The organism is Mycolicibacterium brisbanense, assembly GCF_001570425.1.
In the GTDB taxonomy this organism is placed as follows: Bacteria; Actinomycetota; Actinomycetes; order Mycobacteriales; family Mycobacteriaceae; genus Mycobacterium; species Mycobacterium brisbanense.
In genome coordinates, this window is the sequence record NZ_BCSX01000035.1 from 40,288 (window position 1) to 65,214 (window position 24,927).

Consider the following 24,927-nt stretch of genomic DNA (forward strand, 5'->3'; position numbering starts at 1 on the left):
AGATCTCGCACATCTACTGACCCACTGAGGAATTGACGATCCATGACCATGGTCGACGAGTTGACCGACGACACCGCACGCGTGCTCGCCCCGTTGTTCGAGCCCATCACCCTTGGCAACGTGCAGATCCGCAACCGGGTCGTGATGACCGGGCACGGCACCGGCATGGCCAAGGACTACCTGCCCACCGAGCAGCACGTGGCCTACTACCGTGAGCGTGCCATCGGCGGAGCGGGCTTGATCGGCATGGCCTTCCCGCAGATCCACCCGACCTCGCAGGACGTCCCGGGCGAACCGCGGGCGTGGCTGCCCGAGATCGTCCCCGGCCTGCGCCGCATCTCAGCCGCCGTGCACGAGCACGGCGCCCGCATCGTCATGCAGTTGGGGCACGGTGGCCGGCAAGGACATTCGACATTCACCGAACGCGCCCTGTGGGGTCCGTCGAACACCCCGTGCCCGTTCAACCTCGAGATGCCCAAGGAGATGGAATCCGAGGACATCGAGGAGATCATCGAAGCCCACGCCATCGGAGCCCGGCACGCTAAGCAGGGCGGCATGGACGGTGTCGAAATCCATTCGGGCTACGGGGGTTACCTGCTCGCGTCGTTCCTGTCACCGTTCTCCAACCACCGCACCGACGAATACGGCGGCTCGCTGGAGAACCGCATGCGCATCGTGCTGCGGGTGATCGACGCCGTGCGCGCCGAGGTGGGTCCGGACTACCTCGTGGGAATGAACCTGCAGGGCCACGACTTCAGCCCGGGCGGCCTGGAAGTCGGCGACGCGCAGCAGATCGCCGCCGCGGTCGCGGCCACCGGCAAGATCGACTACCTGTGCGTCAAGGCGGCGACCTACAACGAGGCACACCAGAACGTGCCGGACATGCAGCACCCCAAACGAATCTGGGAAAGCCTGGCGGCAGCGGTGAAAGAGGTCGTCGACGTCCCGGTGATCGCGGTCGGGCGGATCAACGATCCGCTCGACGCCGCCGACATCCTGTCGCTGGGCCACGCCGACATGGTGGCCATGACCCGCCAGCAGATCGCCGACCCCGAGACGGTCAACAAGATGAAAGCCGGGCGCCTCGACGAGATCCGCCGCTGCATAGGCTGCAACCAGGGCTGCATCGATCGGCTGTTCAACGTGACGCACTCCTCGTGCGTGCACAACCCGGCGGCGGGGTATGAACTCGAGCTCGGCATCGGCACCCTGGTGCAGGCCACCTTGCGGCGTCGGGTCGTCGTCATCGGCGCGGGCCCGGCCGGTATGAAAGCCGCCGAGACCGCCGCCAGGCAGGGACACGAGGTGATCCTCATCGAGCGCCGCAACCGCACCGGCGGCCAACTGCGGATCGCGGCGAAGATCAAGGGCCGCGCCGAGATCGGTGGTGTCATCGACCATCTCGACGTGATGATCGGCAAGCACGGTGTCGATCTGCGACTGGGCTGGTCGCCGACGGCCGACGAGATACTCGCGCTCGATCCCGACCACATCATCGTGGCCACCGGTTCGGCACCCGCGGCCGACATCGTGGGCAACCTGGCCCAGGGCATCACGCACACCCCCGGGCTCGATCAGCCCCATGTGCTGTCGGTGTGGGACGTGCTCGACGAGGACAAGCCCGTCGGTCACCACGTCGCGATCGTCGACGACGGCGAGGGCGGTTGGAAGGGCATCGGGCTCGCGCTGCAGTTGCAGGCCGACGGTCACCAGGTCGAGTTCCTCACACCGCTGCCCTATGTCGGGGCGAAGCTGGGGCCGTTCAGCGCCAACCTCGCGGTGCCGCGAATCCTCGAGTCCGGCATGTCCACACATCCGTTCACCACGATGACGGCCGTGGACGGGCCGACCCTGCGCATCGTCGAGAAGGGCGCCACGGGCACACTGGAAGGCATCGACACCGTAATCCTGGCGGGCTGGCACCGCCCCGTGACCGAGCTCTACTTCGCGCTGAAGAACCGAGGCGTGACAGTCGAGCGGGTCGGCGACGCCGTCGCCAGCCGCACCATGATGGAGGCTGTGCACGAAGGCGAGCGCGCCGCGAGGCGGGTGCCCGCGACGCGGTGACCGGGTACAGGGCTTCGCGGATCACGGTCTTCCTGCTGTTCGCCGGGTTCGGGGTGTGCATCTCGACCTGGGCGGTGCACATCCCCACCGTGCAGCAGCGCACCGGGATATCCGCGGCTGCCCTGGGCACCATGCTGCTGCTCAACGGCGCAGGGGCGCTCGGCGGAATGCAGATCACCGGTCCGCTCGTCGACCGTCTCGGCGCGGGACGGGTGGCGCTGGCGGGTGCCCTGGCGATGGCCCTGACACTGGCGCTTCCGCTCACCGCGGGCTCAGCGGTGGCGCTTGCGGCCGGACTGCTCGCGTTCGGGGTGTGTACCGGCATCACCGATGTCGCGATGAACGCGCGTGCCGTGGTCGTCGAGCAGTCGGCCGGTAAGCCGATCATGTCGGCGTTCCACGCGGTGTTCTCGGTGGGCACCGTGCTCGGTTCGTTGATCGGTGCTGCCACGCTGGCCGCAGGGTGGTCGACGCCGTCGACCGCGGTGGTGCTCGGGTCGGTGTGCGGCGTCGCCGCCGTGGTGTCGGCGCCGAATCTGCTACGCGCCCAACCCGACACGACGACGCCCACACCGCCCGGCGACACCCCACGGGCAGCGCCCGCGCGCCGGCGGTTCGTCCTGCTGGGCATTCTTGCGTTCCTGCTGTACCTCGCCGAGGGGTCGGCAACAGACTGGAGCAGCCTGCACGCCCAGGACGCGCTGGGGACGTCGAAGGCTGTCGGAGCCCTCGCGTTCGCCGCGTTCGTCGCGGCGATGACCGTCGGACGGTTCACCGCCGACTGGGTCAGCGCCCGGGTCGGACCGGTGGCGGTGATCCGCTACGGCTGCGCCGGCGCCGCGGTCGGGATGGCCGTGGTGCTGCTCTCCGGTGCCCTACCACTGACGCTGATCGGCTGGGTCGTCTTCGGTCTCGGGTTGTCCGGCGCGATACCCCAGGTGTTCAGCGCGGCAGGCAACCTGGGGTCGGCCACGCAGTTCTCCCGGGTGGTCGGCGGTGGCTACGCGGCGTTCCTCGCCGGTCCGGCGGTGATCGGTTGGCTGGCCGACGTGGTGACCCTGCGACTGGCGATGGCGGTTCCCCTGCTGGCGGTCCTGGTGTGCACCGTGGGCGCGCGTGCGGTGCGGCCACCGATGCCAGCGGCGAATGTGCGCAGCGAAGCCGTCGATCCTTGCACATAGTGAGTCTGTGACCGGGCGTTCGCTGCCCAGAGACTGGTAACTACGCCGAAGCCCCTGGTCGTCGGCGCCAGCTACCCACTCAGTGCAATTCGAGGGAGAACCACCGTGTCGGTCATTCTCAAGGCGCCGGCCGCTCAGAGCGGAACACCACACAAGAGCAACCCGCAGGTCGTCGACACCGTCGGACGCGTGCTCGACGACATTCGCGCAGACGGTGATTCCGCGGTCCGCAGGTACTCCGAGCAGTTCGACAAGTGGGCGCCGCAGTCTTTCCGGCTCACCGAGGCGCAGGTCGCCAAGATCGTCGCCGACCTGCCCGGCACCGTCGTCGACGATCTCTCGTTCGTGCAGCGCCAGGTACGCGATTTCGCACAGGCACAACGTGATTCGATGCTCGACATCGAGGTCGAGACACTGCCGGGTGTGCGCCTCGGCCACAAGCATGTGCCGGTGGCGGCGTCGGGCGCCTACGTTCCCGGCGGGCGTTACCCTCTGACGGCCTCGGCCCACATGACCGTCGTGACCGCCAAAGTGGCCGGGGTGCCCCGCGTCGCGGCCACCACACCGCCCAACCAGGGCACTCCACCGGCCATCAGCGTCGCCGCCATGCACCTGGCCGGAGCCGACGAGATCTACGTCCTGGGTGGGGTACAGGCCATCGGGGCGCTGGCGCTGGGTACCGAGACCATCGACCCGGTCAACCTGCTCACCGGCCCGGGCAACGCCTATGTGGCCGAAGCCAAGCGGCAGCTGTTCGGTGAGGTGGGCATCGACCTGTTCGCGGGGCCGACGGAGGTTCTCATCATCGCCGATGACACCGCCGACCCGTTCGTGGTCGCCGCCGATCTGCTGAGCCAGGCCGAGCACGGTCCGGATTCACCGGTCGTGCTGATCACCACCTCCGAGCGGGTGGGTCTGGAGACCATCGCCGAGGTCGAGCGCCAGCTGGTCAACCTGCCCACCAACGCGATCGCCGCGGTCTCCTGGGCCGATCACGGCGAAGTGCATCTGGTGGACACCATCGAGGAGGCGTTCGCGCTGGGGGACCACTTCGCCAGCGAGCACGTGCAGATCCTCACCGAAGAACCGCGCCGGGCGCTGGCCGAGATGCAGGATTACGGCGCCCTGTTCCTGGGGGAGAAGACCTGTGTATCGTTCGGCGACAAGGCGATCGGCACCAACCATGTGCTGCCGACGCTGGGCGCGGCCCGCTACACCGGCGGCCTGTGGGTCGGGAAGTTCCTGAAAACCGTGACCTACCAAGAGATCACCGATGCGCAGTCGAGCGCTGAGCTGGGCCGGCTGTGCGGGCGCGCCGCCCGGCTGGAGAACTTCGAAGGACATGCCCGGTCGGCCGATGTGCGGGCCGCCAAGTACGGCGGTGACGATCTGCCGTGGACCGATCACCGATTCGATCGGGTTCCGGCGGCCGCGTCGTCGGAGAATTGAGACATGACCGACGCCCATCAGCCCAAGGTTCCGACCATGCGGTCGGTCGACCACGTCGCCTACACGGTGCCCGACCTCGACGAGGCCGTCGCGTTCTTCGTCGACCATTTCGGTGCTGAACTGATCTTCACCGACGGCCCGTTCGCCGACGCCGAATCCGACAGCATGCGCCGGCGTCTCGGCGTCGACCCGGGGGCGCGGTGCACCCTGGCCATGCTGCGGCTCGGGCAGCACCACAACATCGAACTGTTCGAGTACGACGCACCGAACCAGGTCCGCACACCGCCGACCAACAGCGATGTCGGCGGGCATCATCTGGCGTTCTACGTCGACGACATCGACGCCGGATACGACTATGTCAAGGCGATCCCCGGGGTGGTCGTGCACGAGGGCCCCAACGGTGTCGACCCCGCCGCTCCCGTGGCCGGGCAGCGCTGGTTCTACTTCCGGTCGCCGTGGGGGATGCAGCTCGAGCTCACGAGTTGTGCCGGCGGCGGCTTCTACGATGGTCTGCCCGGGGCGCGGGTCGCCCCACCGAGCGAAACGTGGCGGTGATGCCCGACGTGACCCTCACGGCCGATCCGCAGCTGCGCATCGAGGAGGACTCGATGGGCAGCCGGGCGGTACCGGCCGAGGCGTATTACGGGGTGCACACGGCCCGGGCGCTGGAAAACTTTCCCATCTCCGGCATCCCGCTGTCGACATATCCCGAGTTCGTCAATGCACTGGCCGCGGTCAAACAGGCTGCCGCGCTGACCAATTGCGAGCTGGGTCTGCTCGACGCGGCGCGCTGCGCGGCCATTGTCTCGGCGTGTGACGAGATTCGTTCGGGGCGGCTGCATTCCAGCTTCGTCGTCGACGTCATCCAGGGCGGCGCAGGCACGTCGAGCAACATGAACGCCAACGAGGTGATCGCCAACCGGGCGCTGGAACACCTGGGCGCGGCCCGCGGCGACTACCACCGGCTGCATCCGCTCGAACACGTCAACCGGGGCCAGAGCACCAACGACGTGTACCCGACCGCGATCAAGGTCGCGCTGCAGATGTACCTGTCGGAGTTGCATGACGCGCTGCAGGAGGTGTCTGCGGCGTTCCGTGCCAAGGCCGACGAGTTTCGCGATGTGTTGAAGATGGGCCGGACCCAACTGCAGGACGCCGTGCCGATGACGCTGGGCCAGGAGTTCGGCGCGTATGCGGTGATGGTCGCCGAGGACGCCCAACGGCTGCGGGAGGCCGCGCAACTGGTCACCGAGATCAACCTCGGTGGCACGGCCATCGGCACCGGGCTCAACACCCATCCTCGGTATGCCGAGCGGGTGTGCGCCACGCTCGGTGCGCTCACCGGGATCGACCTGTCCACCGCGACCGACCTGGTGGAGGCCACCCAGGACGTCGGGGCCTTCGTTCAGGTGTCCGGGGTGCTCAAGCGCACTGCGGTGAAACTGTCCAAGATCTGCAGCGATCTGCGGCTGCTGTCCTCAGGGCCCCGGTCGGGCCTCGGCGAGATCAATCTGCCTGCGGTGCAGGCGGGTTCGAGCATCATGCCCGGCAAGGTCAACCCCGTGATCCCCGAGGTCGTCAACCAGGTGGCCTTCGAGGTGGTGGGCAACGACGTCACCATCAGCATGGCGGCCGAGGCCGGGCAACTGCAGCTCAACGCGTTCGAGCCGATCATCGCGCACTGCCTGTTCACCTCGGCTGCACACCTGACCGCCGCATGCCGAACACTGGTACAGCGCTGCATCGTCGGGATCACGGCCAATGAGCAGCGCCTCGCCGAATCGGTGACCAACTCGATCGGTGTGATCACCGCGCTCGCGCCCTACCTGGGCTATGCGGAGTCGGCACGAATTGCCAAGCGGGCCTTGCACACCGGCGCGGCGATACCCGATCTCGTGGTGGCCGAGGGGCTGATGTCCGCCGAGCGCGTGGCGCAGCTGCTGGCGCCCGATGCCCTGCTGAACCCGCGGTCAACCGATCAACCGAAAGAGGAGTCCGAAGCGTGACCAACGTTCTGTACCTGTACGGCGGATGGCCCGGCCACAGCCCATACAACATCGCCGAGTGGACCCGCGAACTCGTGGTCGGTGAACTGGGCTTCGACATGGAGGAGTCGCAGGACATCTTCACCCTCGACCGCGATCTCACGGGCTACGACCTGATCATCCTGGGCTGGAACAACGCACTGACCACCGAGGATCTGTCGGACTCCCAGGAGGACCACCTGCTGGCGGCGGTTGAGGCGGGCACCGGGGTGGCGGCCTGGCATGGCGCGGCGGCCGCGTTCCGGTCGAGCCTGCGGTATCACCTGATGCTCGGCGGCGATTTCCTCGCCCACCCCGCGGGCGAGGGATATCCGCAACCGTACGACGTGACGATCACCGACCGTGAGCACGAAGTGACCAACGGGGTCAACGACTTTCCCGTCGTGTCCGAGCAGTACTACATGAGCGTCGACCCCAACAACACGGTCCTCGCCGAGACCACCTTCAGCGGTGAGCACTTCCCGTGGCTGGACGGGTTGAGGAGTCCAGTGGCCTGGGTACGCCAGTGGGGGCAGGGGCGCGTCTTCTACCACTCGGTCGGCCATGCGCCGCAGGACCTGGCCGGCGACGACGTCCGTCGGCTCACCAAACAGGGCATCGCGTGGGCGGCGCGGCAGTAACGTCCCGCGGCATCGTCATATCAGCCGTTTGACCAGCAAGTTCAGTGCGTGTTTCGAAGGGATTTCCGATGGGATTCGGTACCCGCAATGGGAAATCTCTCCACCGTTGGTTGCACGAAGTGCGTCTGCCTGTGGGTGCCGCCGGAGACCAGACTTCATGTGTGGTCGCAGTCACATGACCCGGGATCCAGCGTCATCGCGCCGGTGCGACCCGCCCGGTGAGTTGACCAGATCATCCGATATCAAGAACGTGAATCCGAGGAGATCGCAATGACAGTGACAAACGGCGGGGGTGGGTCGTTCAGCGGCGACGACGCCCATCTGCGCGTGCTGGGCTACGAAGAGAAATTCGACCGGAAGATCGGCATGTGGTCGAACTTCGCGCTCGGGTTCCTCTACCTGTCGCCGATGGTGGGTGTGCTGTCGATGTTCACCCAGGCCCTCACCACGGCAGGGCCGCCGTCGATCCTATGGCTCGTGATCGCCGCGGGCGGACAGCTGTTGGTGGCCATGGTCTTTGGCGAGATCGTCTCTCAATTTCCGATCGCCGGCGGCCTGTACCAGTGGGCACGGCGCCTGTGGAACGGCCCGTACGCGTGGATCATGTCGTGGATCTACATCGCGGGCATCGTCGTCGGCTGCACCACCACCGCGATGTTCAGCGCGGATTTCGTACTGGCACTGTTCCATTCGGATTCCAACATCTCGTCGACGCCACTGCAGAAGCTGATCATCGCCACCATCGTGGTGCTCATCTGTGTGGCCCTGAACTCCACCGGGTCCAAGACGCTGGCCACCATCGCCAAGGTCGGTTTGGCCGCCGAGGTGGCGGGCATCGTGGTGGTCGGCCTGTACCTGTTGATCTTCGCGCGCAAGAACAACTTCTCGGTGTTGTTCGACACCATGGGCACCGCCCACGACGGTGACTACCTGAGCGCTTTCGTCACCGCCGCGATCATCGGTCTGGTGCTCTACTACGGCTTCGAAGCCTGCGGCGAGGTCGCCGAGGAGACACCCAATCCGTCGCGCACCATCCCGCGATCGATGATGCTCACCGTGATACTCGGTGGGGCCGCAGCACTGTTCGCGTTCGTCGGCTACATCCTGGCCGCACCCAATCTGCAGGACATCGTCGACAACAAGGTCGCCAATCCCATCACGGCGATCCTCACCGATACGTTCGGCGAGACAGGTACCAAGATCTTCCTCGTCATCGCGCTGACATCCTTCCTGGCGTGCGTCATGGGACAGCAGGCCGCAGGCAGCCGGCTGATCTTCTCCTTCGCCCGTGACGACATGTTCCCCGGTGCCCACATCTTCAAGAAGATCTCCGGTCGCAAGGTTCCGGTGAACGCGATCGTCCTGGTCGCCTCGCTGTGCATCTGCTTGTTCGTGCTGCTGTACTTCCTGCCCGACGCGCTGTTCCGGGTGGCCGCGTTCCAGATGCTGGCCGGCTACTTCGCCTTCCAGATGGTGGTGTTCGCCTCGCTGCGGGCCCGCGCCAAGGGCTGGAAGCCCGGTGGCAACTGGTCGCTCGGCAAGTGGGGCTGGCCGGTGGGTATCGGCGCCCTGACCTACGGTGTGCTGTCGATGATCGTGCTGGCCCGCCCCAACGGCGACCCGAGCCTGCACTTCTTCGATCGCTGGATCGCCTTGATCGGCTTCCTGATCGTTGCCGGTGTCGGTCTGATCTACATGGTCGTGGCCAAGCCTTACCGACACTCGACTGCGCCCGAGGGCGACGCCATCGAGATCGCCGACCTGCTCAGGGAGCACCGCGCCAAGCACGACATGGAGCGGTTCGCCGGACAGGTGCCGCTGGCCGAGCCCGACCGTCAGGCGGTGACCGCGACCGAGTAGTGCCCAGCGCAGGCGCCGCCGGTGGATTCCCTCGAGTCCGCCGGCGGCGTTTTCGCTGTGCCGGTCAACGCGGCGCCGGACCGGTTGTCGTGCGCACCACCAGTTCGGTGGGTTTCACCGAACGTCTGCGGGTGCGGCCCGCGATCAGGTCCAGCAGGATGGTGGCCGCCGTTCTGCCCTTGTCCACCAACGGTTGCCGGATGGTGGTCAACCCGAGCAGGTCGGCGATCGGCGCGTCGTCGAACCCGATGACCGACGCATGCTGCGGTACCGCGATCCCGTTGTCCGCCAGCACCCGCAATGCCGCCGCGGCATGGACATCCGACGTGGTGAGCACACCGGTCGGCCGGAACCCGGCGATGAGCTGCTCGGCGGCGATCAGCCCGCTCTGCCGATCGATGCCTGCCGACTCGACGATCGCGATATCGGTGTCGGGTATCGAAGCATCCCGGCATGCCCTGAGCACACCGGTCAACCGTTCCCGCAGATAGCGTTCGGTGGCCGTGGGAATGGCCGAAGGCAGCCGGAAGCCCGGCTGGGGGATAGGGCCCAGCCGGTCGGTGATGATACCGATGCGCCGATGTCCCTGTGCCAGTAGATGATTCGCCTGAACCATACCCGCGGCGTGGTGATCCACCGTGACGTAGGGCAGGTGGGGGACTTGCGGCGAATCGATTGCGACCGCGGGGATCCCGCGGGCCAGGATCGCGGCGACGACCGGATGGGCATCGGGTAGGCAGTGCATGACCACCCCGTCGACGAGGCCGCGCAACGCACCGGAATGCGGCGAGCGGGCCGGGTCGGTCGCGGTGCCGTCGGCGGGCAGCAAGGTCAGTGCGACGTCGGCGAGTTCGCCGGCCTCGACGATGCCCTTGAGCAGCAGCGCCGTCGAAGGATCCTCGACCGCCAGGGCCAGTGTCCCGGGGATGATCACCCCCACCGTGCCCATCCGGCCGGAACGCAGGCTCGCACCCGCGATGCTGGGGCCGTGGTAACCAAGCTCTGCTGCCACGGCGAGGATCTGATCCCGTTGCCCGGCAGAGACTTTCGGTGATCCGCTGAAGGCGTAGGAGACCGCCGCCTGGGATACGCCCGCAGCCTTTGCGACGTCCTTCATCGTCACCATCTGGTCACCATGGGAAAAGACTAAGCCGTTGCGAGTGAGTGATCGTTAGTGGTCATGTGACTCGCATCCCGTCTCGGGGTTGTTCGCCGGCCGGATGGCCGGTTCCCTTCCGCGCTTCGTTGCCACCGGCCGGGCGGGGCCCGGTCTTACGGTCGGCTCCACGCTTGACGGCGGCCCCAACTGGGCCGACGACGCTAACGGGTTCCTCGTAGCGTGCGAGGTTTATAGCGGCGTTGTCGTCGCGGTGATGCGTGGGTGCCGAACACGCGTCACATTGCCAGTGTTCAGCCCATCCGATGTTCTGGACATGCCGACATACGTGGCAGGTTTTCGTCGACGGGAACCACCGGTCGGCCACGATCAGTTGTGACCCGTACCAGCGGGTCTTGTAGGACAGGTGTCGCCGTAGTGTGCCCAGGGCGGCATCGGAGAGCCCACGTCGCCGGGCCCGAGCCCCTGGCAGCCCCTTCTGCTGCAGCATTCCCGCCGCATCCAAACCTTCGACAACGATGCAGCCGTGGGTTTTGGCCAAACGTGTTGTCAGGACGTGTAGATGATGCGAACGGACATCGTTGACCCGGCGATGCAGCCGGGACAGCTCGGTGGTGCGCTCACGATGGCGTCGTGAGCCTTTCCTGCAGCGCGAGCGAGCACGGGACACGTGCCGCAACTGCGTGAGCGCTGCGTGCAGCGGGCGCGGGTTGTCGACCCGTTCAACGACGGTGCCGTCCGTGCTGGCGACCGTGGCCAGGCGCCGGACCCCGACATCGACACCGACCCGCGAATCGGGCCGTGCCACGCCAGGCTGCACGGGCCGCTGCACCAGGACCCGCACGCTCGCATCGAACCGGGTGCCGTTGCGGCGCACCGAGATCGCCAAAACCCGCGCCCGTCCCTTGCTGATGAGCCGCTCAATCCGGCGGGTGTTCTCGTGCGTACGCACACAGCCGATCACCGGCAGCGTGAGATGCCGTCGATCTGGCTCGACCCGCATCGCCCCGGTCGTGAAACACACCCGGTCAGCGTCGCGGCCCTTGCGTTTGAAGCGGGGGAACCCGATCCGTTTCCCTGCACGGGTGCCCGCACGGGAGGTTTGCCAATTCCAGTAGGCCTCGACCGCACCGGCGATGCCGTCGGCGTAGGCTTCCTTCGAGCACTCGGGCCACCACACTTCACCGCTGTGCGCGTTGACGCACACGGTGTCCTTGACGGTGTTCCACCGTTTGCGCAGCACGCGCAGCGATGGCTTCGCCGTCGCGTCGCCGGTCGCATGCCAGGCTTCGATGTCGGCCTTCAAGGCCGCGACAGTCCAGTTGTATGCCTTACGCCGGGCACCGAAATGCCTAGCCAACGCGTGGGCCTGCTCGGCTGTCGGATCCAACGTGAACCGGGACGCTTGCACACACCAGCCGTCGGGGATCTCGAAACGCGGCATCTCAGGCCGCCTGCACGTCATCGGACGCCGCAGCCACCAGTGCACGCTTGGACCGGTTCTGCGCGGCTCGTTTGCCATACAGACGCGCGCACATCGATGTCAGGATCTCGGTCATATCACCCACCAGGTCGTCATCGACCCCGGCCGAACCGACCACCACCAGCTCACGACCCTGGGCGGCACGAGCGGCTTGAACGTGCTCAGAGCCCAACCGGCAGAAGCGGTCTCGGTGCACCACGATCCGACTCACCATCGGGTCACCCAGCAGCGCAGCAATCAGTTCAGCCCTGGCCCGCCCAGTCACCCGCACTACCTGCCGATCCAGATCCGCCGAGGAGACCCGCCCGGACACCGCCGCCCTTTACCGCGGTCCCGCAACGCGAGAAGGCTCGTCGACAATCATCAGCCGGCCACTTTCCGGGCGGGTACCGACAACGCCCCCGCGCCCAACCAGCGATACGCGGTAACCGGCGCAACACCCTTGCGCTCTGCCCACACCGCCAGATTCATACATCTGTTCCTACAGCACACCACCGACAACTACCGACCACTCGACCCGCAACAGTTCGCAACCCCTCGCACGACGCAACACGTCATGCGAGGGGCTGGGTCGGCTGCGGTTTCAGGACTTCACGATGAAGCCGGCGTCGATGACCAGAGGGGTCGCCGTGATGTAGCGGCCGGGCTCGGTCACCAGGTAGAGGATCGCGTTGCTGACGTCCTGCGGCTGGATCCACGGCACCGGAAGAATGTGGGTGCCGGCGAAGGTGTCGATGACGTCCTCGCGGGTCGGCTTGTCCAGGTCCGGGCGGAACAGGCCGTACACGAAGTCGTTGTTGATCATGTGGGTGTCCACGCAGGTCGGATTCACCGAGTTGACCCGAATGTTGTACTGGCCCAATTCCCGTGCCAGCGAGGTCATCAACCCGGTGACCCCGTGCTTGGAGGCCGCGTACGACGAGATGTTCTCGGCTCCCTTGATGGCCTCGGTGGAACCGGTGAAGACGATGCTGCCACCGCGACCCGCGGCGATCATCGTCGGTATCGCGGCCTTGACAGTGTGGAATACGCCGTTGAGGTTGATCTCGACCATTTCCCGCCAGGCGTCGGGCGTGATCTCCCACGTCTTGGCGCCCGAACAGATTCCGGCATTCGGCAGCACGATGTCGACGCGGCCGAACTGCTCGATACCCCGCGTGAAGACGGACTCGACCTGCTCGTAGTCCCTGGTGTCGGCGACCTCGGCGACGATCTGGCGTCCGGTCTCCTTGACGAGCCGGATGGTTTCCTGCAGGTCCTCGTAGGTGGCGCCGTCGTAGGCGGTGGTGGAGGGCTTGGCGCACAGGTCGAGTCCGATGATGTCGGCGCCCTCGCGCGCGAGAGTCAGGGCGTGCGAGCGGCCCTGGCCGCGTGCGACACCGGTGATGAAGGCAACCTGCCCGTCGAGTTGTCCCATGTTTGTTTCCCTTCGCGTTTGCCGTGCTCAGCGTGTGGTGAATCGTATCACTATAGAGCCTTGGTGGGCCATGGTGAGCTGCGGTGATACGTTTCAGCGGCTGAACTGGTCGACGAAAGTCAGTAACGCCGTTATGGGGACGTCTCGGTCGGTGTGGTTGCTGGAGGCGCTGGGGCATTCTGGCCACGCGGCGATTCGTCGGCGCGCGGTGGTGAGTCGAACGTGACTTCGACGTTCTCGAAACCCTTACTGCGTTGGGCCGTCGCCTGTCCGGTGTACACGTCGCGATCAGCCGCGGTGAGATCGATGTTGTCGGTGAACTGGGTGAGCAACGCTCGCGGATGAAGGTGGTCGACCCGCACGACGTTGATCTCCGCGGACAGCACCACCAGAACGGCGGTGATGTACAGAAACGTGAGCATGCCCAAAACCAATGCGAACACCCCATTGGTCGCGCTGGCGCTCTTGACCACGTGCCCAACGTAGACAGCGCCGAAGGACTGCAACAGTTGCCAGCCCAGTGCCGCAATGACGGCTCCCGGGGCGACCTGCCGCACGGTCAAATAACGATCCGTGCTGATCCGGAACGCCGCGACGAACGCAGCGGTATTCACAACGCACAACCCCACGACGACGGCAATCTTGACGCCGACGCCGAAGATGCCCGCACCACCACTGATCGCGGACAGTACCGTCGTTGCGAGCAGCGCTGCACCCACGGTGACCAACAGCAACAAACTCCGGCCACGCGCGTTGAGGGGATCTGGGCGACGGTGGCGTGGAACCGCCCACACGGTGTTCATCGCGTTCTGAAGCGCCACGCCGACGCCGAGGCCACCGTACAGCGCGCCCAACGTTCCTACGACTACTCCGGCGATGCCTCCGCTGATCTGCTTGGGTTCGCCCAATTGTGACCCGATCACGGGAAACTCGTGCAACGCCGAATGCAGCACCTGATCGCGCAGCGCCGGATGACCTACCAGCACCCAACCCAAGACGGTCGAGAGTAACAGCAGCAGCGGGAAGACGGAGACGAACGCGTAATACGCGATCAGCGCCGACAAGTATCCGCCTTGATCGTCGATGAACTTGTAGAGCACCGCCAGCGGATAGCCGAACACCGGATAGCGCCGCTGCGCGGCATCGAGGCGATCGGTCAGTTCCACGACCCGCCTCCCTTCATCCTCCAGCGGAGTGTGGAGCGCTGTATACCCTGCTAGGCGACGTAATGAACCTGAAGCGATGTCCCGGGGGGCAGTTCGGGCTCGGAGTCGACATCGCCCGAATCAGGGACGGTTGTGGTCAATCCTCAACGGCGGAATCCCCGGTTGACGGGTCGCGGCTCGAAACCATTGAAGGGATTGAACCAGCTCGTTGACATGGGTGGATCACCGAGCCATTCCAGGGTGTCGTCGAGGCAGTGTTGCCAGTCGATGTGCCGACCACTGACGAGGGAATTTGTCGCTGATTGCCAGTCGTCATCTCCCGGGGTCGCAGGCAGAGCCACGACCCTGTCGTTGTACTGGCCGTTCATCAGTGCGGCCTGGGCGTCAGCGATGCTGAGCATGAGCGCGACTTCTTCGGCCACGCTCCGGGGGTAGGGGAGATGGCCGACTTCAAGGTCAAGAGCCAGGTCGTCGAATCCGCGTGCGAACTGGCGCCGCCACCAGGCGGGAAGCGCCCATGTCTCTTCAGGAAGACGATCGAAAACCCGCCACCGGCCTGCTAACTCGCCGACGGGCCGATCACCGTTCTCCTCGATATCGTCGTAGGCGTTCTCGGAGTTGGCTCGTAGCTGGGTCCGGAGCAATTCGCGTTGTCGCGGCGTGAGTTTGAGCCGAAATGCCGCCACCGGATCGTTGCTAGTCATGTCGAATCCACTTGCCGTTGCTTCGTTCTGAGCCAAAGCCGTGCTGCAATTGCCGGCGTCGCGTCGCGGGTTCTCACCAACCGCTGTACCGACCCCACCCGGCGTTCATGAACGTCCGGACTTCTCCAGCGTGAACTGATTGACATCAACCTGGCCCTGCCGGAACAACCTCGCGCATCCTGTCAGGTATTTCATGTACCGCTCGTAGACCTCCTGCGATTGGATCTCAGTGGCCTGCACGCGATTTGCCTGTAGCGCGCTGGCCCAGATGTCCAGGGTCCTCGCATAGTGGGACTGCAGCGATTGCCGGCGGGTCAGCGTGAAGCCCACGTCGTTCGCGTGCTCTTCGACCATGGGCGCAGACGGCAGCTGACCGCCGGGAAAGATCTCGGTCAGAATGAACTTGATGAAGCGTGCCAGCTCGAACGTGATGGGCACGCCGAGCCGTTGGGCGTCGTTGGGGTGGATTCCGCAAATCGTGTGCAGCAACATCGCGCCGTCGGACGGCAGGGCCCGATACGCCATGTCGAAGAACGCCGGATACCGCTGATGGCCGAAATGCTCGAACGCACCGATCGACACGATGCGGTCGACCGGTTCGTCGAACTCCTCCCACCCGGCCAACAGCACTCGCCGGCGCCTGGGGCTGTCCAAGCGGTCGAACATCGCCTGCACATGCGCGGCCTGGTTCTTGGACAGGGTCAACCCGACGACGTCGACGTCGTAGCGTTCGATCGCGCGCCGTAGCGTAGCGCCCCAACCGCAGCCGATGTCGAGCAACGTCATCCCCGGCTCAAGGCGCAGCTTGCCCAGCGCCAGGTCGATCTTGGCCAGCTGCGCCTCCTCCAACGTCATGTCGTCGCGTTCGAAGTACGCGCAGCTGTAGGTCCGTGTCGGATCGAGGAACAGGGCGAAGAAATCGTCGGAGAGGTCGTAGTGAGCCTGTACATCCTTGAAGTGCGGGGTCAAGCTGGGCATGAGTGGATCCACCTTTCTGACACGTGCGGGTGAACGCGCCGGTTCATCGGGTCCGCTCACGGAATTCGCAGCCAACCCGGCCGCGGATGGCTTCCCATTTCGGACGCCATTGAACCCATCTGCGGGCGCCTGCGTTCCGAATCTGTAGTGAAGGGCGGCGGTCGGAGCCGTCGCGAAAAGATGGGCGGCATTGTGCACGGTGAACCTGCGACGGCGTCGGCGGCAGACCACTTCGCCCCCGAGGAGGTTGCCCTGCGGCCACGGGAAGTTCGCTTCGACTGGCACAGTGCGCCGCTGCACTGGATTCCGGGGGATCCGTATGGTTCGCACATCGTCACGGCCCTCAACCTGTTTCTGCCGGTGGCGGAGCGGTGGTTTTCCAGGTTGCTGGCAGACGCAATGGAGTATGTGCGTGATGAGCGTCTGCGCGAGGAGATCATCGGCTTCATCGGCCAGGAATCGGTGCACGCCAAGACCCATGACGACGTCCTGGTCAATTACGTCCGGCGCCACGGCATCGAGCCCGACCCGTTCTATCGTCAGCTGGAATGGGTTGCGGCACAATACGACCGGCGGATGGCCGGAGTCTCCGGTCGCCACCGGCGCAAGGCGCTGGCCTCAGGCACCCATGCGCTGTGTGCCGCAGAGCATTTCACCGGTGTGCTCGGCCACTGGGCGCTCAACAACGCTTGGGATGACATGGGTGTCGACCCGACTTTGTGTGACCTGTACCGGTGGCACGGGGCCGAGGAGGTCGAGCACCGCCACGTGTCCTACCACGTCGCCAAGTATTTCGGCATGGACTTCCTGGCCCAAGCAGTCGCAGGGGTCTTGGTCAGTGTCGTGTTCTTCACGATGTTGTTGCGCGGCACCAAGTTCCTCATCCACGAAGATCCAGCGCTGCCCAATCTCGGCTACGTCCGGCTCCTGTGGAAACTACGCGCCGCGGGCAGGCGCGGGACCATTCCCACCGGAGGCTTCATGATCCGTTGCGGGCTGCGGCTGCTGCGACCTGACTACGATCCGGTCGACGAAGGTGTTACAGCACAAGCGGTCGCCTACCTGGCCACATCTCCCGCGGCGCGAGCGGTCCATGGCTGAGTCAGCCCGTCGGGTGATCGGTTCGCACGTCGGCGACCCGCCACCGGGCCTTTACCGAACCACCCGACCCGACCTCCTCATCCGGTTCGCCGGCTACGCCGTCGCCAAGTTCGTGTCCGGTGTCATGCGTCTGGGCGGCGACGGCGAGCTTCCGGAACTCGCCCATGCCCGCAATCGCCGGGAAATGCTCGTGGTGCGTCGTCGCAACGTGGCGCGGGATGGCACCGTCGTCGAACTCACCGTGGCGGCGCACGACGGCACGGCCCTGCCTCCGTGGCACCCGGGCGCCCACATCGATACCCATCTCCCGTCCGGGCGCACACGCCAGTACTCGCTCTGCGGCGACCCGCGTCGAACCCAGGAGTACCGATTCGCCGTCCGACGAACGTGGGATGGCAGTGGCTCTTCCAAGGAAGCGCATGGGCTGCGCGTGAACCAGGTCATCGAGATCAGTACGCCGCGCAACGCATTCCTCATGCCCCTGCCCGGTTCAGCGTCGCGCGCACAGAGGCTGCACTTCGTCGCAGGCGGCATCGGTATCACGCCCATCCTGCCCATGGCGCGGCTCGCTCAGTGCACGGGAGTGCCGTGGTCGCTGTGCTACGTCGGCCGGCACCGCGACAATCTACCGTTTCTGGACGAACTATCCGCCTTCGGCGACAAGGTGCGGGTGCACACCACCGATCAGCACGGACGACCAGGTACCACTGAGCTACTCGCCGGGGCTGATGAAACGACCGCAGTCTATGTGTGTGGCCCACCCCCGATGGTCGACGCCGTCCGTCGCACCGTCGCGCCCGGTACCGAGTTGCACTTCGAGCGTTTCTCACCGCTACCTGTTGTCGACGGAAAGCCGTTCGAAGTGATGCTGGCCCGAAGCGCCACGGTGATACAGGTTGGTGCCCAGCAGAGCACCTTGGCCGCGCTGCAGTCATACCTTCCACACGTCAGTTACTCGTGCCGACAAGGGTATTGCGGGTCCTGCGTGCAGCAGGTGCTTGCCGGTGACGTCGACCATCGCGACAACCTGCTCACCGACGAACAACGGGAACTGGGACAAATGCTGGTCTGTGTCTCGCGGGCCAAACCTACATCCGCACCGCTTGTTTTGGACCTCTGAAGGAATTCGCCGGCCCGCGACGCTCGACTCGAACTCTCGCAACCTGCGCGGGCTATCGCGTCAGCGACACCAGTTCTTCGCAGAACCGCACCGTCTCGGTGTCGGAGGTGGCCAGCGGATGCACCAGCATCGTGGTCACACCCGCCTCGGCGTAGGCGGCGAGCCGTTCCTTCACGAATCCCGTTGGCCCCACCAGGGATACGTTGCGCACCAGCTCGTCGGGGACGGCCGCGACGGCCTCGGCCTTCTTGCCCGCCAGGTACAGATCCTGGATGCGGTCGGCAACGTCGCCGAATCCGTACCGGGTGGCGAGGTTGTGGTAGAAGTTCTTGCCGCGGGCGCCCATCCCGCCGATGTACAGGGCCAGTTGGGGTTTCGCCCATGCCAGCCGGTCGTCGACGTCATCGCCGATGGCCAGGCTGGCGCTGACCATCACGTCCAGTGGCCCCAGTCCCGGGTCGCGTTTGGCAGCGCCGACGCGCAGGGCGTCACCCCAGACGTCGTCAGCCTTCTCGGGGTAGTAGAAGACCGGCTGCCAACCCTCGGCGATCTCAGCGGTGAGCTCCACGTTCTTCGGCCCCAGAGCCGCGATGGTGATCGGAATGCGTTCGCGCACTGGATGATTGATGAGGTGCAGGGATTTGCCGAGGCCGGTGCCACGCTCTGCGGGCAGCGGCAGCTGGTAGTGCTTGCCGGCGTAGTTGACGTCCTCACGCCGCCACACCTGACGGCAGATCTCGACCACCTCGCGGGTGCGGCCCAGCGGCGCGTCGAACGGAACGCCGTGGAAGCCCTCCATGACCTGGGGTCCGGAGGTGCCGATGCCGAGCCGGAAACGGCCATCGGAGACGTAGTCCACGCCTGCGGCCGTCATCGCGAGCAGTGATGGGGTGCGGGTGTAGATCGGCACGACACCGGTGCCGAGTTCGATGGTCGAGGTCTTGGCGGCCAGGTAGCCCAGCTGGCTGATGGCGTCGTACGAGTAGGCCTCCGGCACCAGGGCGAGGTCGATGCCCACCTTCTCCAACTCGACCACCTGATCGGCAGCCTCTTTGAAGCCGCCCGCATAGCTCAGAAAGATGCCCGTCCGCATGGTGGAGTTATACACCATCAACCGGTTGGTTGGGACGGTGGTGTGGCCCGGGCTTTGTCGAACGCGCGCCTTCCGCGAAAACGACGAAAAGGTCGTTCCGGCGTGCTCGGAGCTGCGTTTACGTCAATCTCGCGGGCTCTCATGCCCGCCGGGGAGTCAGCCCTTCAGCAGGGCAGCGACCTTGTCCTCCAACTGGACCGGCGGGGCGTCGGGGTCGGCGAATCCGGTGCGCGGCAGCGCCACCTCCGCGTCGGCGAAGTCCCGGTAGGTCTTGTCGCCGGCCAGCGTGGCCAGCAGGTATCCGGTGAGCAGCGCCCGGACCACCTTCTGCGTGCCGCGGTCCGGGCCGGGCAGACCGATGAACCGGGTGAGCTTGCGGCCTTCCACCAGACCGGCGGACTCGGCCTTGTCGACGGTGCGCAGCGTCGAACCCTGCCACGCCGCCGCCAGCTCGGCAGCGTTGGAGCGCAGGTTGAGGGGGTCGCCGGTGGAGGCGAGGATCAGGCCGGGCACCTTGAGCGTCGCCGCCGGCTGCTCGGCCGGTGGTTTGGTGACCGTGGGGAACAACGCGGCCACCGCCTTCGGGGCGTGCGGTCCGGAGGCCAGCCCGGCCGCCGCGAACACCGCGGCCGAACCACCGAAACCGTGCCCCACCAGGCCTCGCTTGGCCGGGTGCACGCTGATCTTGCCGGGCCCGAGCCGCACGCCGCTGACGATGTCCAGCGTGGCGCCGAGGTCGAAGGCGAAGTTGAGCACCGAGGGCGCCACTCCAGCTTCGGTACTGGGTGCCGCGGCGACGATGCCCCAGGACGCCAGATGCTCCAGGGTGCGGGTGTAGTTCTCGGCTTTCGCCAGCCAGTCGTGGCCGAACGCCACGCCGGGCAAATTCAGACCGGCCTCGGGTGTGTACACGACGCCGGGTACGCCTGCGAATGCCAAGTCACCGCGCAGTACGCGGTGCGGTCCGCGGCGGGTCAACGCACGGAAGAGCTTCTTGGTGCTGGCCACCCGATGACCGTAGCCCACGCCCATGTCCGAGCAGGGGACGAATGGTGTCGGTGCACCAACTGCCCATCCTGATGAATCAGCTCACAGCTAGCGGAAGCAGGTGCGGGGCGCCGCCTGCACTACCCTGGGTCCCTATGTGTGGAATCGTCGGCTACGTCGGGGTGCGCCCGGCCCGCGACATCGTCGTCGACGCGCTGCGCCGCATGGAGTACCGGGGCTACGACTCAGCGGGGATCGCGCTGGTCGACGGCGAGGGCGGGCTGACGGTACGTCGGCGCGCCGGCCGGTTGGTCAACCTGGAGGCCGCGCTCGCCGAGACCGACGATGACCTGCTCACGGGCAGCACCGGCCTCGGCCACACCCGCTGGGCGACCCACGGCAGGCCCACCGACCGCAACGCACACCCGCACCGCGACGCCGCGGGCAAGATCGCCGTGGTCCACAACGGCATCATCGAGAACTTCGCCGGGCTGCGTGCCGAGTTGGAAGCCGCCGGAGTCGAGTTCGCCAGCGACACCGACACCGAGGTGGCCGTGCATCTGGTGGCCCGGCAGTACGCCCACGGCGACACCGCCGGTGACTTCCCGGCCTCGGTTCTGGCGGTGCTGCAGCGCCTGGAAGGCCACTTCACGCTGGTGTTCGCCAACGCCGACGATCCGGGCACCATCGTGGCGGCGCGCCGGTCCACGCCGCTGGTGGTCGGTGTCGGCAAGGGGGAGATGTTCGTCGGCTCCGACGTCGCGGCGTTCATCGAACACACCCGGGACGCTGTCGAGCTGGGCCAGGATCAGGCCGTCGTGATCACCGCCGACAGCTACCGCATCACCGACTTCTACGGCAACGACGATGTGGACTATCGCGAGTTCCACATCGACTGGGATCTCGACGCCGCCGAGAAGGGTGGCTTCGACTACTTCATGCTCAAGGAGATCGCCGAGCAACCGGCGGCCGTGGCGGACACCCTGCTGGGTCACTTCGTCGACGACCGCATCGTGCTCGACGAACAGCGCCTGAGCGATCAGGAACTTCGCGAGATCGACAAGGTGTTCATCGTCGCCTGCGGCACCGCTTACCACTCGGGCCTGCTGGCCAAGTACGCGATCGAGCACTGGACCCGGCTGCCCGTCGAGGTCGAGCTCGCCAGCGAGTTCCGCTACCGCGATCCCGTACTGGACCGCAGCACGCTCGTCATCGCGATCTCGCAGTCCGGCGAGACCGCCGACACGCTGGAGGCGGTGCGGCACGCCAAGACGCAGAAGGCCAAGGTGCTGGCCATCTGCAACACGAACGGCAGCCAGATTCCGCGCGAGGCCGACGCTGTGCTCTACACGCGTGCCGGGCCGGAGATCGGCGTGGCGGCCACCAAGACCTTCCTGGCGCAGATCGCTGCGAACTACCTGGTCGGGCTGGCGCTCGCGCAGGCGCGGGGTACCAAGTACCCCGACGAGGTGCGGCGCGAGTACCACGTGCTGGAGTCCATGCCGGCTCTGGTGAAGCGGGTGCTGGCCGGCATCGAGCCCGTGAGCCAGTTGGCGCAGCGGTTCGCGTTGTCATCGGCGGTGCTGTTCCTGGGTCGCCATGTGGGTTACCCGGTTGCGTTGGAGGGCGCGCTCAAGCTCAAGGAGCTCGCCTACATGCACGCCGAGGGCTTCGCGGCCGGTGAGCTCAAGCACGGCCCCATCGCGCTGATCGAGGAAGATCTCCCGGTGATCGTGGTGATGCCGTCACCCAAGAACGCGCAGATGTTGCACGCCAAGCTGCTCAGCAACATCCGGGAGATCCAGGCCCGCGGTGCCATCACCATCGTCATCGCCGAGGAGGGCGACGACACGGTCCGGCCGTATGCCGATCACCTGATCGAGATACCTTCGGTGTCAACGCTTTTCCAGCCGTTGCTGTCGACCATCCCGTTGCAGGTGTTCGCTGCCGGGGTGGCCCGGGCCCGCGGGTACGACGTCGACAAACCACGCAACCTGGCCAAGTCCGTCACCGTCGAATAGCGCCGCGTGCCCACCGCCAAGGAACTCCACAAGCTCTGGGACCAGCGGATCAAGGACGAGTGCAAGGCGCGTGGTCTGCGATTCGTCGCGGGGTGTGGTTATCGGGCCGACTCGGTGTACCTGAGCGTTTTCTCCGCAGGCCGGTGGGCGACCAAAGGTGAGGCGGTACCGCGCTGGCGATGGACGGTGGCCATCAAACCGCGGGTGCTCGATGAGATCCTGTGGGAAGCGTTCATGCCCGACGAGGATCTCGGTGGGCCTCGCAAGCGGTTGAACCTGCGGGTCAGCGGCTGGTTCACCGTTGACGGGCTGGAAGTCGGATCGGGGTTTGTCGACGTGCCCGACCCGGCTCAACCCGATGCCGCGGTGACGACCATGTTCGACGAATTCGACCGCCTCACCACCGAATTCGTCGCCGCACATCCCGACGTGGACGCATATCTGAAGGCCCTGCAGGCGATGCCCGCCGAGCAGGCGGGCTGGCCGCGCAACCGGCTGCGCGAGATCGTCACCCTGATCGCGGTGGGGGACCGGGACGCGGCGGGCGCGCTGGCCGACGCCGAGCTCGCCCGAGGTGAACACGGCCCCATGTCGGGACCGCGCGGCACTGTGTTCGAACTGCTGTCGGTGTTCTGCAAACCGGCCGAGGTGCAGGCCGAGTACTGGGAAATGGTCAAGCCCACCCACCGATTGACGTTGGTGTCCGGTACGAGTGGACCGGTGACCGTCACGCTCGCGGCAGGGCGTGAGCGCGGCGGCTCATTCGATCGTCGCCTGCGCAAGTTCAACGGCCGCGACGACTTCGCGCTGATTCTCACGCCGATCGGCGACGATGACACCTACCTGCAGGCCGCGGGGTCCGGACCGGATCGCATCACCGTCGAGATCCGCAAACCGGGCGGGCAGCAATGGGGGGTCGAGTCGGTGCGCTACGTCATCGGTCGCGCAGGCTCTGATGGCTCCGCGCTGGACCAGCCGATCGAGCTGCCCACCAGTACTCAGATGGTCGGTGCGACAGAGGTTTTCGATGCCGACGAGGCGGCAGCACTGTTCACCGATTTCTACCGGCGCGGTTCGATTCCCGAGACCTGTACACTGCGCCCCGCCGAAGGCTGGACCGCCGACGGGACCAACGTCGACCTACGCTGAAGGTATGGATCTGGCAGTACCGGAGGTCAACTTCACGGCACGCTGGGCCCGTGGCGGCCTCGGCGGGTTCATCGATGACGCGGCGTTCGATGACTATCTGCGTGCCTACCGCGCCGGAATGGCCAAGCTGCCCGACTGCGAGATATCGGATGTCTCAACCACATTCGGTACGGTGCGGGCATACCGGTTCGCCGGTCCGGACGACGGCACGCCGGTTGTCCTGTTGCCGGGGCGCAACGCCGCGACGCCGATGTACCGGACCAACCTGACGTCGCTGCGGGCGCATCGCACGATCTACGGCATCGACCTGCTCGGCGAGGCCGGATTATCGGTGCAGCGCAAGGAGCTCCGGACTCCGGGCGACCAGGCGCGCTGGCTCGACGACGCGCTGGCGGGCCTCGGCCTATCCCGCGCGCACCTGCTCGGGGTGTCGATCGGCGGCTGGACCGCGACGAATTGCGCAGTGCACCAACCGGATCGGATCGCCTCGTTGACGTTGCTTGATCCGGTGTTCACCTTCGCCCGGATACCTGTCAAGACGATGCTGGCCGCGGTGCTCATGTATGCACCCGGGATGCCCGAGACGCTGCGCCGCCGGGTGCTCAGTTGGATATCCGGGGGCGCCGACATCGAAGCGGCCGCCGAAACTGAGCTGATCTCCGCCGGATCAAGAGATTTCGCGCTGCGCACGCCCATGCCCACACTGTTCACTGATGCCCAGTTGCGCTCGCTGGCGGCTCCCGTGTTGGCGTTGATCGCAGGCCGCAGTGTCATGCACAATCCTGATCGGGCGGCGGCCCGGGCGCGCCACCTGCTGCCGCACGGGCAGGTCGAGGTGTGGGCGCAGGCGTCACACGCCATCAACGGCGAGTATCCGGACGAGATCGCGCAGCGTGCTCGCCGATTCTGGGATGAGGCGGACGCGTCGTCCTGACAGCAGGCGTCAGACGGTGCAGGTCGGGCGAGCGATCGCCCGGTACTGCCGCGCCCGGTTCACCAGGTCCATATCCGCAGCGTCGAGGGGCAGCTGTTGCGACATGGACACATCGAGCACCGCGTCGAATCGCTTCATGATCCTGCGGGCGTCCATCCCGAACTGCACGCGCGTGCTTTCGTTCGGCTGTGAGAGCAGGTCGGAGTCCAACACGAAGCTCACGATGCGTCGGTCATACCAATCGAGATGCATCTCAGGTCTCCCGTCTGCTGAGTTCAAGTGTCGTGACCCCAAGGCCAACTATTGATCGCCATCTGATATATCAAGTTCGTTTTAAACGGTACGGCAGACGGCGGGGGCGGTCAAGACCCGGAGTTCGATCCACGTGGGACATCGGCCGTGCCGCACACCGGGGTCACCGGTGACCCCGGTGTG

The 24,927-nt window shown here is 66.2% G+C and carries 20 protein-coding genes and 2 pseudogenes; 12 read left to right on the forward strand and 10 right to left on the reverse strand.

The genetic code is table 11. The features are described from left to right. Positions 1-48: 48 nt before the first annotated feature. The 7 genes and pseudogenes from RMCB_RS19105 to RMCB_RS19135 form a co-directional block, all read left to right on the forward strand. Positions 49-1,929: pseudogene (locus RMCB_RS19105) on the forward strand (oxidoreductase); the annotation flags it as partial. After that, complete coding sequence (locus RMCB_RS19110; protein WP_234792197.1) at positions 1,917-3,248, forward strand: MFS transporter; 1,332 nt, start codon at positions 1,917-1,919, stop codon at positions 3,246-3,248. The pseudogene RMCB_RS19105 and the gene RMCB_RS19110, both read left to right, overlap by 13 nt. Positions 3,249-3,353: 105 nt before the next feature. After that, positions 3,354-4,697, forward strand: coding sequence for a histidinol dehydrogenase (gene hisD, locus RMCB_RS19115; RefSeq protein WP_062830051.1), 1,344 nt, complete (start codon positions 3,354-3,356; stop codon positions 4,695-4,697). A gap of 3 nt (positions 4,698-4,700) precedes the next feature. Beyond that, positions 4,701-5,252, forward strand: a complete 552-nt coding sequence (locus tag RMCB_RS19120; protein ID WP_062830052.1) for a VOC family protein — start codon at positions 4,701-4,703, stop codon at positions 5,250-5,252. After that, the gene (locus tag RMCB_RS19125; RefSeq protein ID WP_062830264.1) at positions 5,252-6,703 is read left to right on the forward strand and encodes an aspartate ammonia-lyase; all 1,452 of its coding nucleotides are present in this window, start codon (positions 5,252-5,254) and stop codon (positions 6,701-6,703) included. The genes RMCB_RS19120 and RMCB_RS19125 overlap by 1 nt, the downstream gene beginning before the upstream one ends. Next, a complete protein-coding gene (locus RMCB_RS19130) occupies positions 6,700-7,362 on the forward strand; it encodes a ThuA domain-containing protein (RefSeq protein ID WP_062830053.1) in 663 nt (220 codons plus the stop codon). Before RMCB_RS19125 ends, RMCB_RS19130 begins: the two co-directional genes overlap by 4 nt. Before the next feature lie 270 nt (positions 7,363-7,632). Continuing rightward, the gene (locus RMCB_RS19135; RefSeq protein WP_062830054.1) at positions 7,633-9,222 is read left to right on the forward strand and encodes an APC family permease; all 1,590 of its coding nucleotides are present in this window, start codon (positions 7,633-7,635) and stop codon (positions 9,220-9,222) included. Positions 9,223-9,286: 64 nt separating this feature from the next. Here RMCB_RS19135 and RMCB_RS19140 read toward each other — a convergent pair whose 3' ends face one another. The 7 genes and pseudogenes from RMCB_RS19140 to RMCB_RS19170 all read right to left on the reverse strand — a co-directional run bounded on the left by RMCB_RS19140 (position 9,287) and on the right by RMCB_RS19170 (position 16,087). After that, on the reverse strand, positions 9,287-10,348 hold the full coding sequence (locus RMCB_RS19140; RefSeq protein ID WP_062830055.1) for a LacI family DNA-binding transcriptional regulator: 1,062 nt from the start codon (positions 10,346-10,348) through the stop codon (positions 9,287-9,289). A gap of 52 nt (positions 10,349-10,400) precedes the next feature. Next, complete coding sequence (gene tnpB, locus RMCB_RS19145) at positions 10,401-11,783, reverse strand: IS607 family element RNA-guided endonuclease TnpB (protein ID WP_062830056.1); 1,383 nt, start codon at positions 11,781-11,783, stop codon at positions 10,401-10,403. 1 nt (position 11,784) lies between these two features. Further along, a pseudogene (locus RMCB_RS19150) lies at positions 11,785-12,293 on the reverse strand (IS607 family transposase). A 112-nt stretch (positions 12,294-12,405) separates the two neighbouring features. Beyond that, a complete protein-coding gene (locus RMCB_RS19155; RefSeq protein ID WP_062830057.1) occupies positions 12,406-13,239 on the reverse strand; it encodes a mycofactocin-coupled SDR family oxidoreductase in 834 nt (277 codons plus the stop codon). A 131-nt stretch (positions 13,240-13,370) separates the two neighbouring features. Further along, positions 13,371-14,405: a YihY/virulence factor BrkB family protein gene (locus tag RMCB_RS19160; RefSeq protein ID WP_062830058.1), complete on the reverse strand. Its 1,035-nt coding sequence runs from the start codon at positions 14,403-14,405 to the stop codon at positions 13,371-13,373. A 143-nt stretch (positions 14,406-14,548) separates the two neighbouring features. Beyond that, positions 14,549-15,109, reverse strand: coding sequence for a hypothetical protein (locus RMCB_RS19165; protein WP_062830059.1), 561 nt, complete (start codon positions 15,107-15,109; stop codon positions 14,549-14,551). A gap of 105 nt (positions 15,110-15,214) precedes the next feature. Further along, positions 15,215-16,087 carry a cyclopropane mycolic acid synthase family methyltransferase gene (locus RMCB_RS19170; RefSeq protein WP_062830265.1) on the reverse strand — a complete coding sequence of 291 codons (873 nt, stop codon included), beginning with the start codon at positions 16,085-16,087 and terminating at the stop codon, positions 15,215-15,217. Positions 16,088-16,267: 180 nt separating this feature from the next. On the opposite strand from RMCB_RS19170, the gene RMCB_RS19175 reads away from it, so the two are divergent. Together RMCB_RS19175 and RMCB_RS19180 are read left to right on the forward strand one after the other, a co-directional pair. Next, positions 16,268-17,188 carry a metal-dependent hydrolase gene (locus RMCB_RS19175; RefSeq protein ID WP_062830266.1) on the forward strand — a complete coding sequence of 307 codons (921 nt, stop codon included), beginning with the start codon at positions 16,268-16,270 and terminating at the stop codon, positions 17,186-17,188. Further along, entirely contained in the window at positions 17,181-18,308 is a 1,128-nt protein-coding gene (locus RMCB_RS19180) for a PDR/VanB family oxidoreductase (protein ID WP_109784348.1), read from the forward strand. The genes RMCB_RS19175 and RMCB_RS19180 overlap by 8 nt, the downstream gene beginning before the upstream one ends. A 52-nt stretch (positions 18,309-18,360) precedes the next feature. On the opposite strand, the gene RMCB_RS19185 is transcribed toward RMCB_RS19180, so the two are convergent. Together RMCB_RS19185 and RMCB_RS19190 are read right to left on the reverse strand one after the other, a co-directional pair. After that, a complete protein-coding gene (locus RMCB_RS19185; RefSeq protein ID WP_062830060.1) occupies positions 18,361-19,401 on the reverse strand; it encodes an LLM class F420-dependent oxidoreductase in 1,041 nt (346 codons plus the stop codon). A 156-nt stretch (positions 19,402-19,557) separates the two neighbouring features. Next, complete coding sequence (locus RMCB_RS19190) at positions 19,558-20,409, reverse strand: dienelactone hydrolase family protein (RefSeq protein ID WP_062830267.1); 852 nt, start codon at positions 20,407-20,409, stop codon at positions 19,558-19,560. A 134-nt stretch (positions 20,410-20,543) separates the two neighbouring features. Here RMCB_RS19190 and glmS point away from each other — a divergent pair, with 134 nt between their 5' ends. From glmS to RMCB_RS19205, 3 genes are read left to right on the forward strand one after another with little or no spacing between them, the layout of a single operon-like run. Continuing rightward, complete coding sequence (gene glmS / locus RMCB_RS19195) at positions 20,544-22,409, forward strand: glutamine--fructose-6-phosphate transaminase (isomerizing) (RefSeq protein ID WP_062830061.1); 1,866 nt, start codon at positions 20,544-20,546, stop codon at positions 22,407-22,409. A gap of 6 nt (positions 22,410-22,415) precedes the next feature. Next, positions 22,416-23,558, forward strand: a complete 1,143-nt coding sequence (locus RMCB_RS19200) for a hypothetical protein (protein ID WP_062830062.1) — start codon at positions 22,416-22,418, stop codon at positions 23,556-23,558. A gap of 4 nt (positions 23,559-23,562) precedes the next feature. Continuing rightward, positions 23,563-24,492 (forward strand): alpha/beta fold hydrolase, encoded by a 930-nt coding sequence (locus RMCB_RS19205; RefSeq protein WP_062830063.1) that lies wholly within the window; start codon positions 23,563-23,565, stop codon positions 24,490-24,492. Between the two features lie 9 nt (positions 24,493-24,501). Here RMCB_RS19205 and RMCB_RS19210 read toward each other — a convergent pair whose 3' ends face one another. Beyond that, positions 24,502-24,744, reverse strand: a complete 243-nt coding sequence (locus RMCB_RS19210) for a hypothetical protein (protein ID WP_062830064.1) — start codon at positions 24,742-24,744, stop codon at positions 24,502-24,504. Positions 24,745-24,927 lie beyond the last annotated feature (183 nt).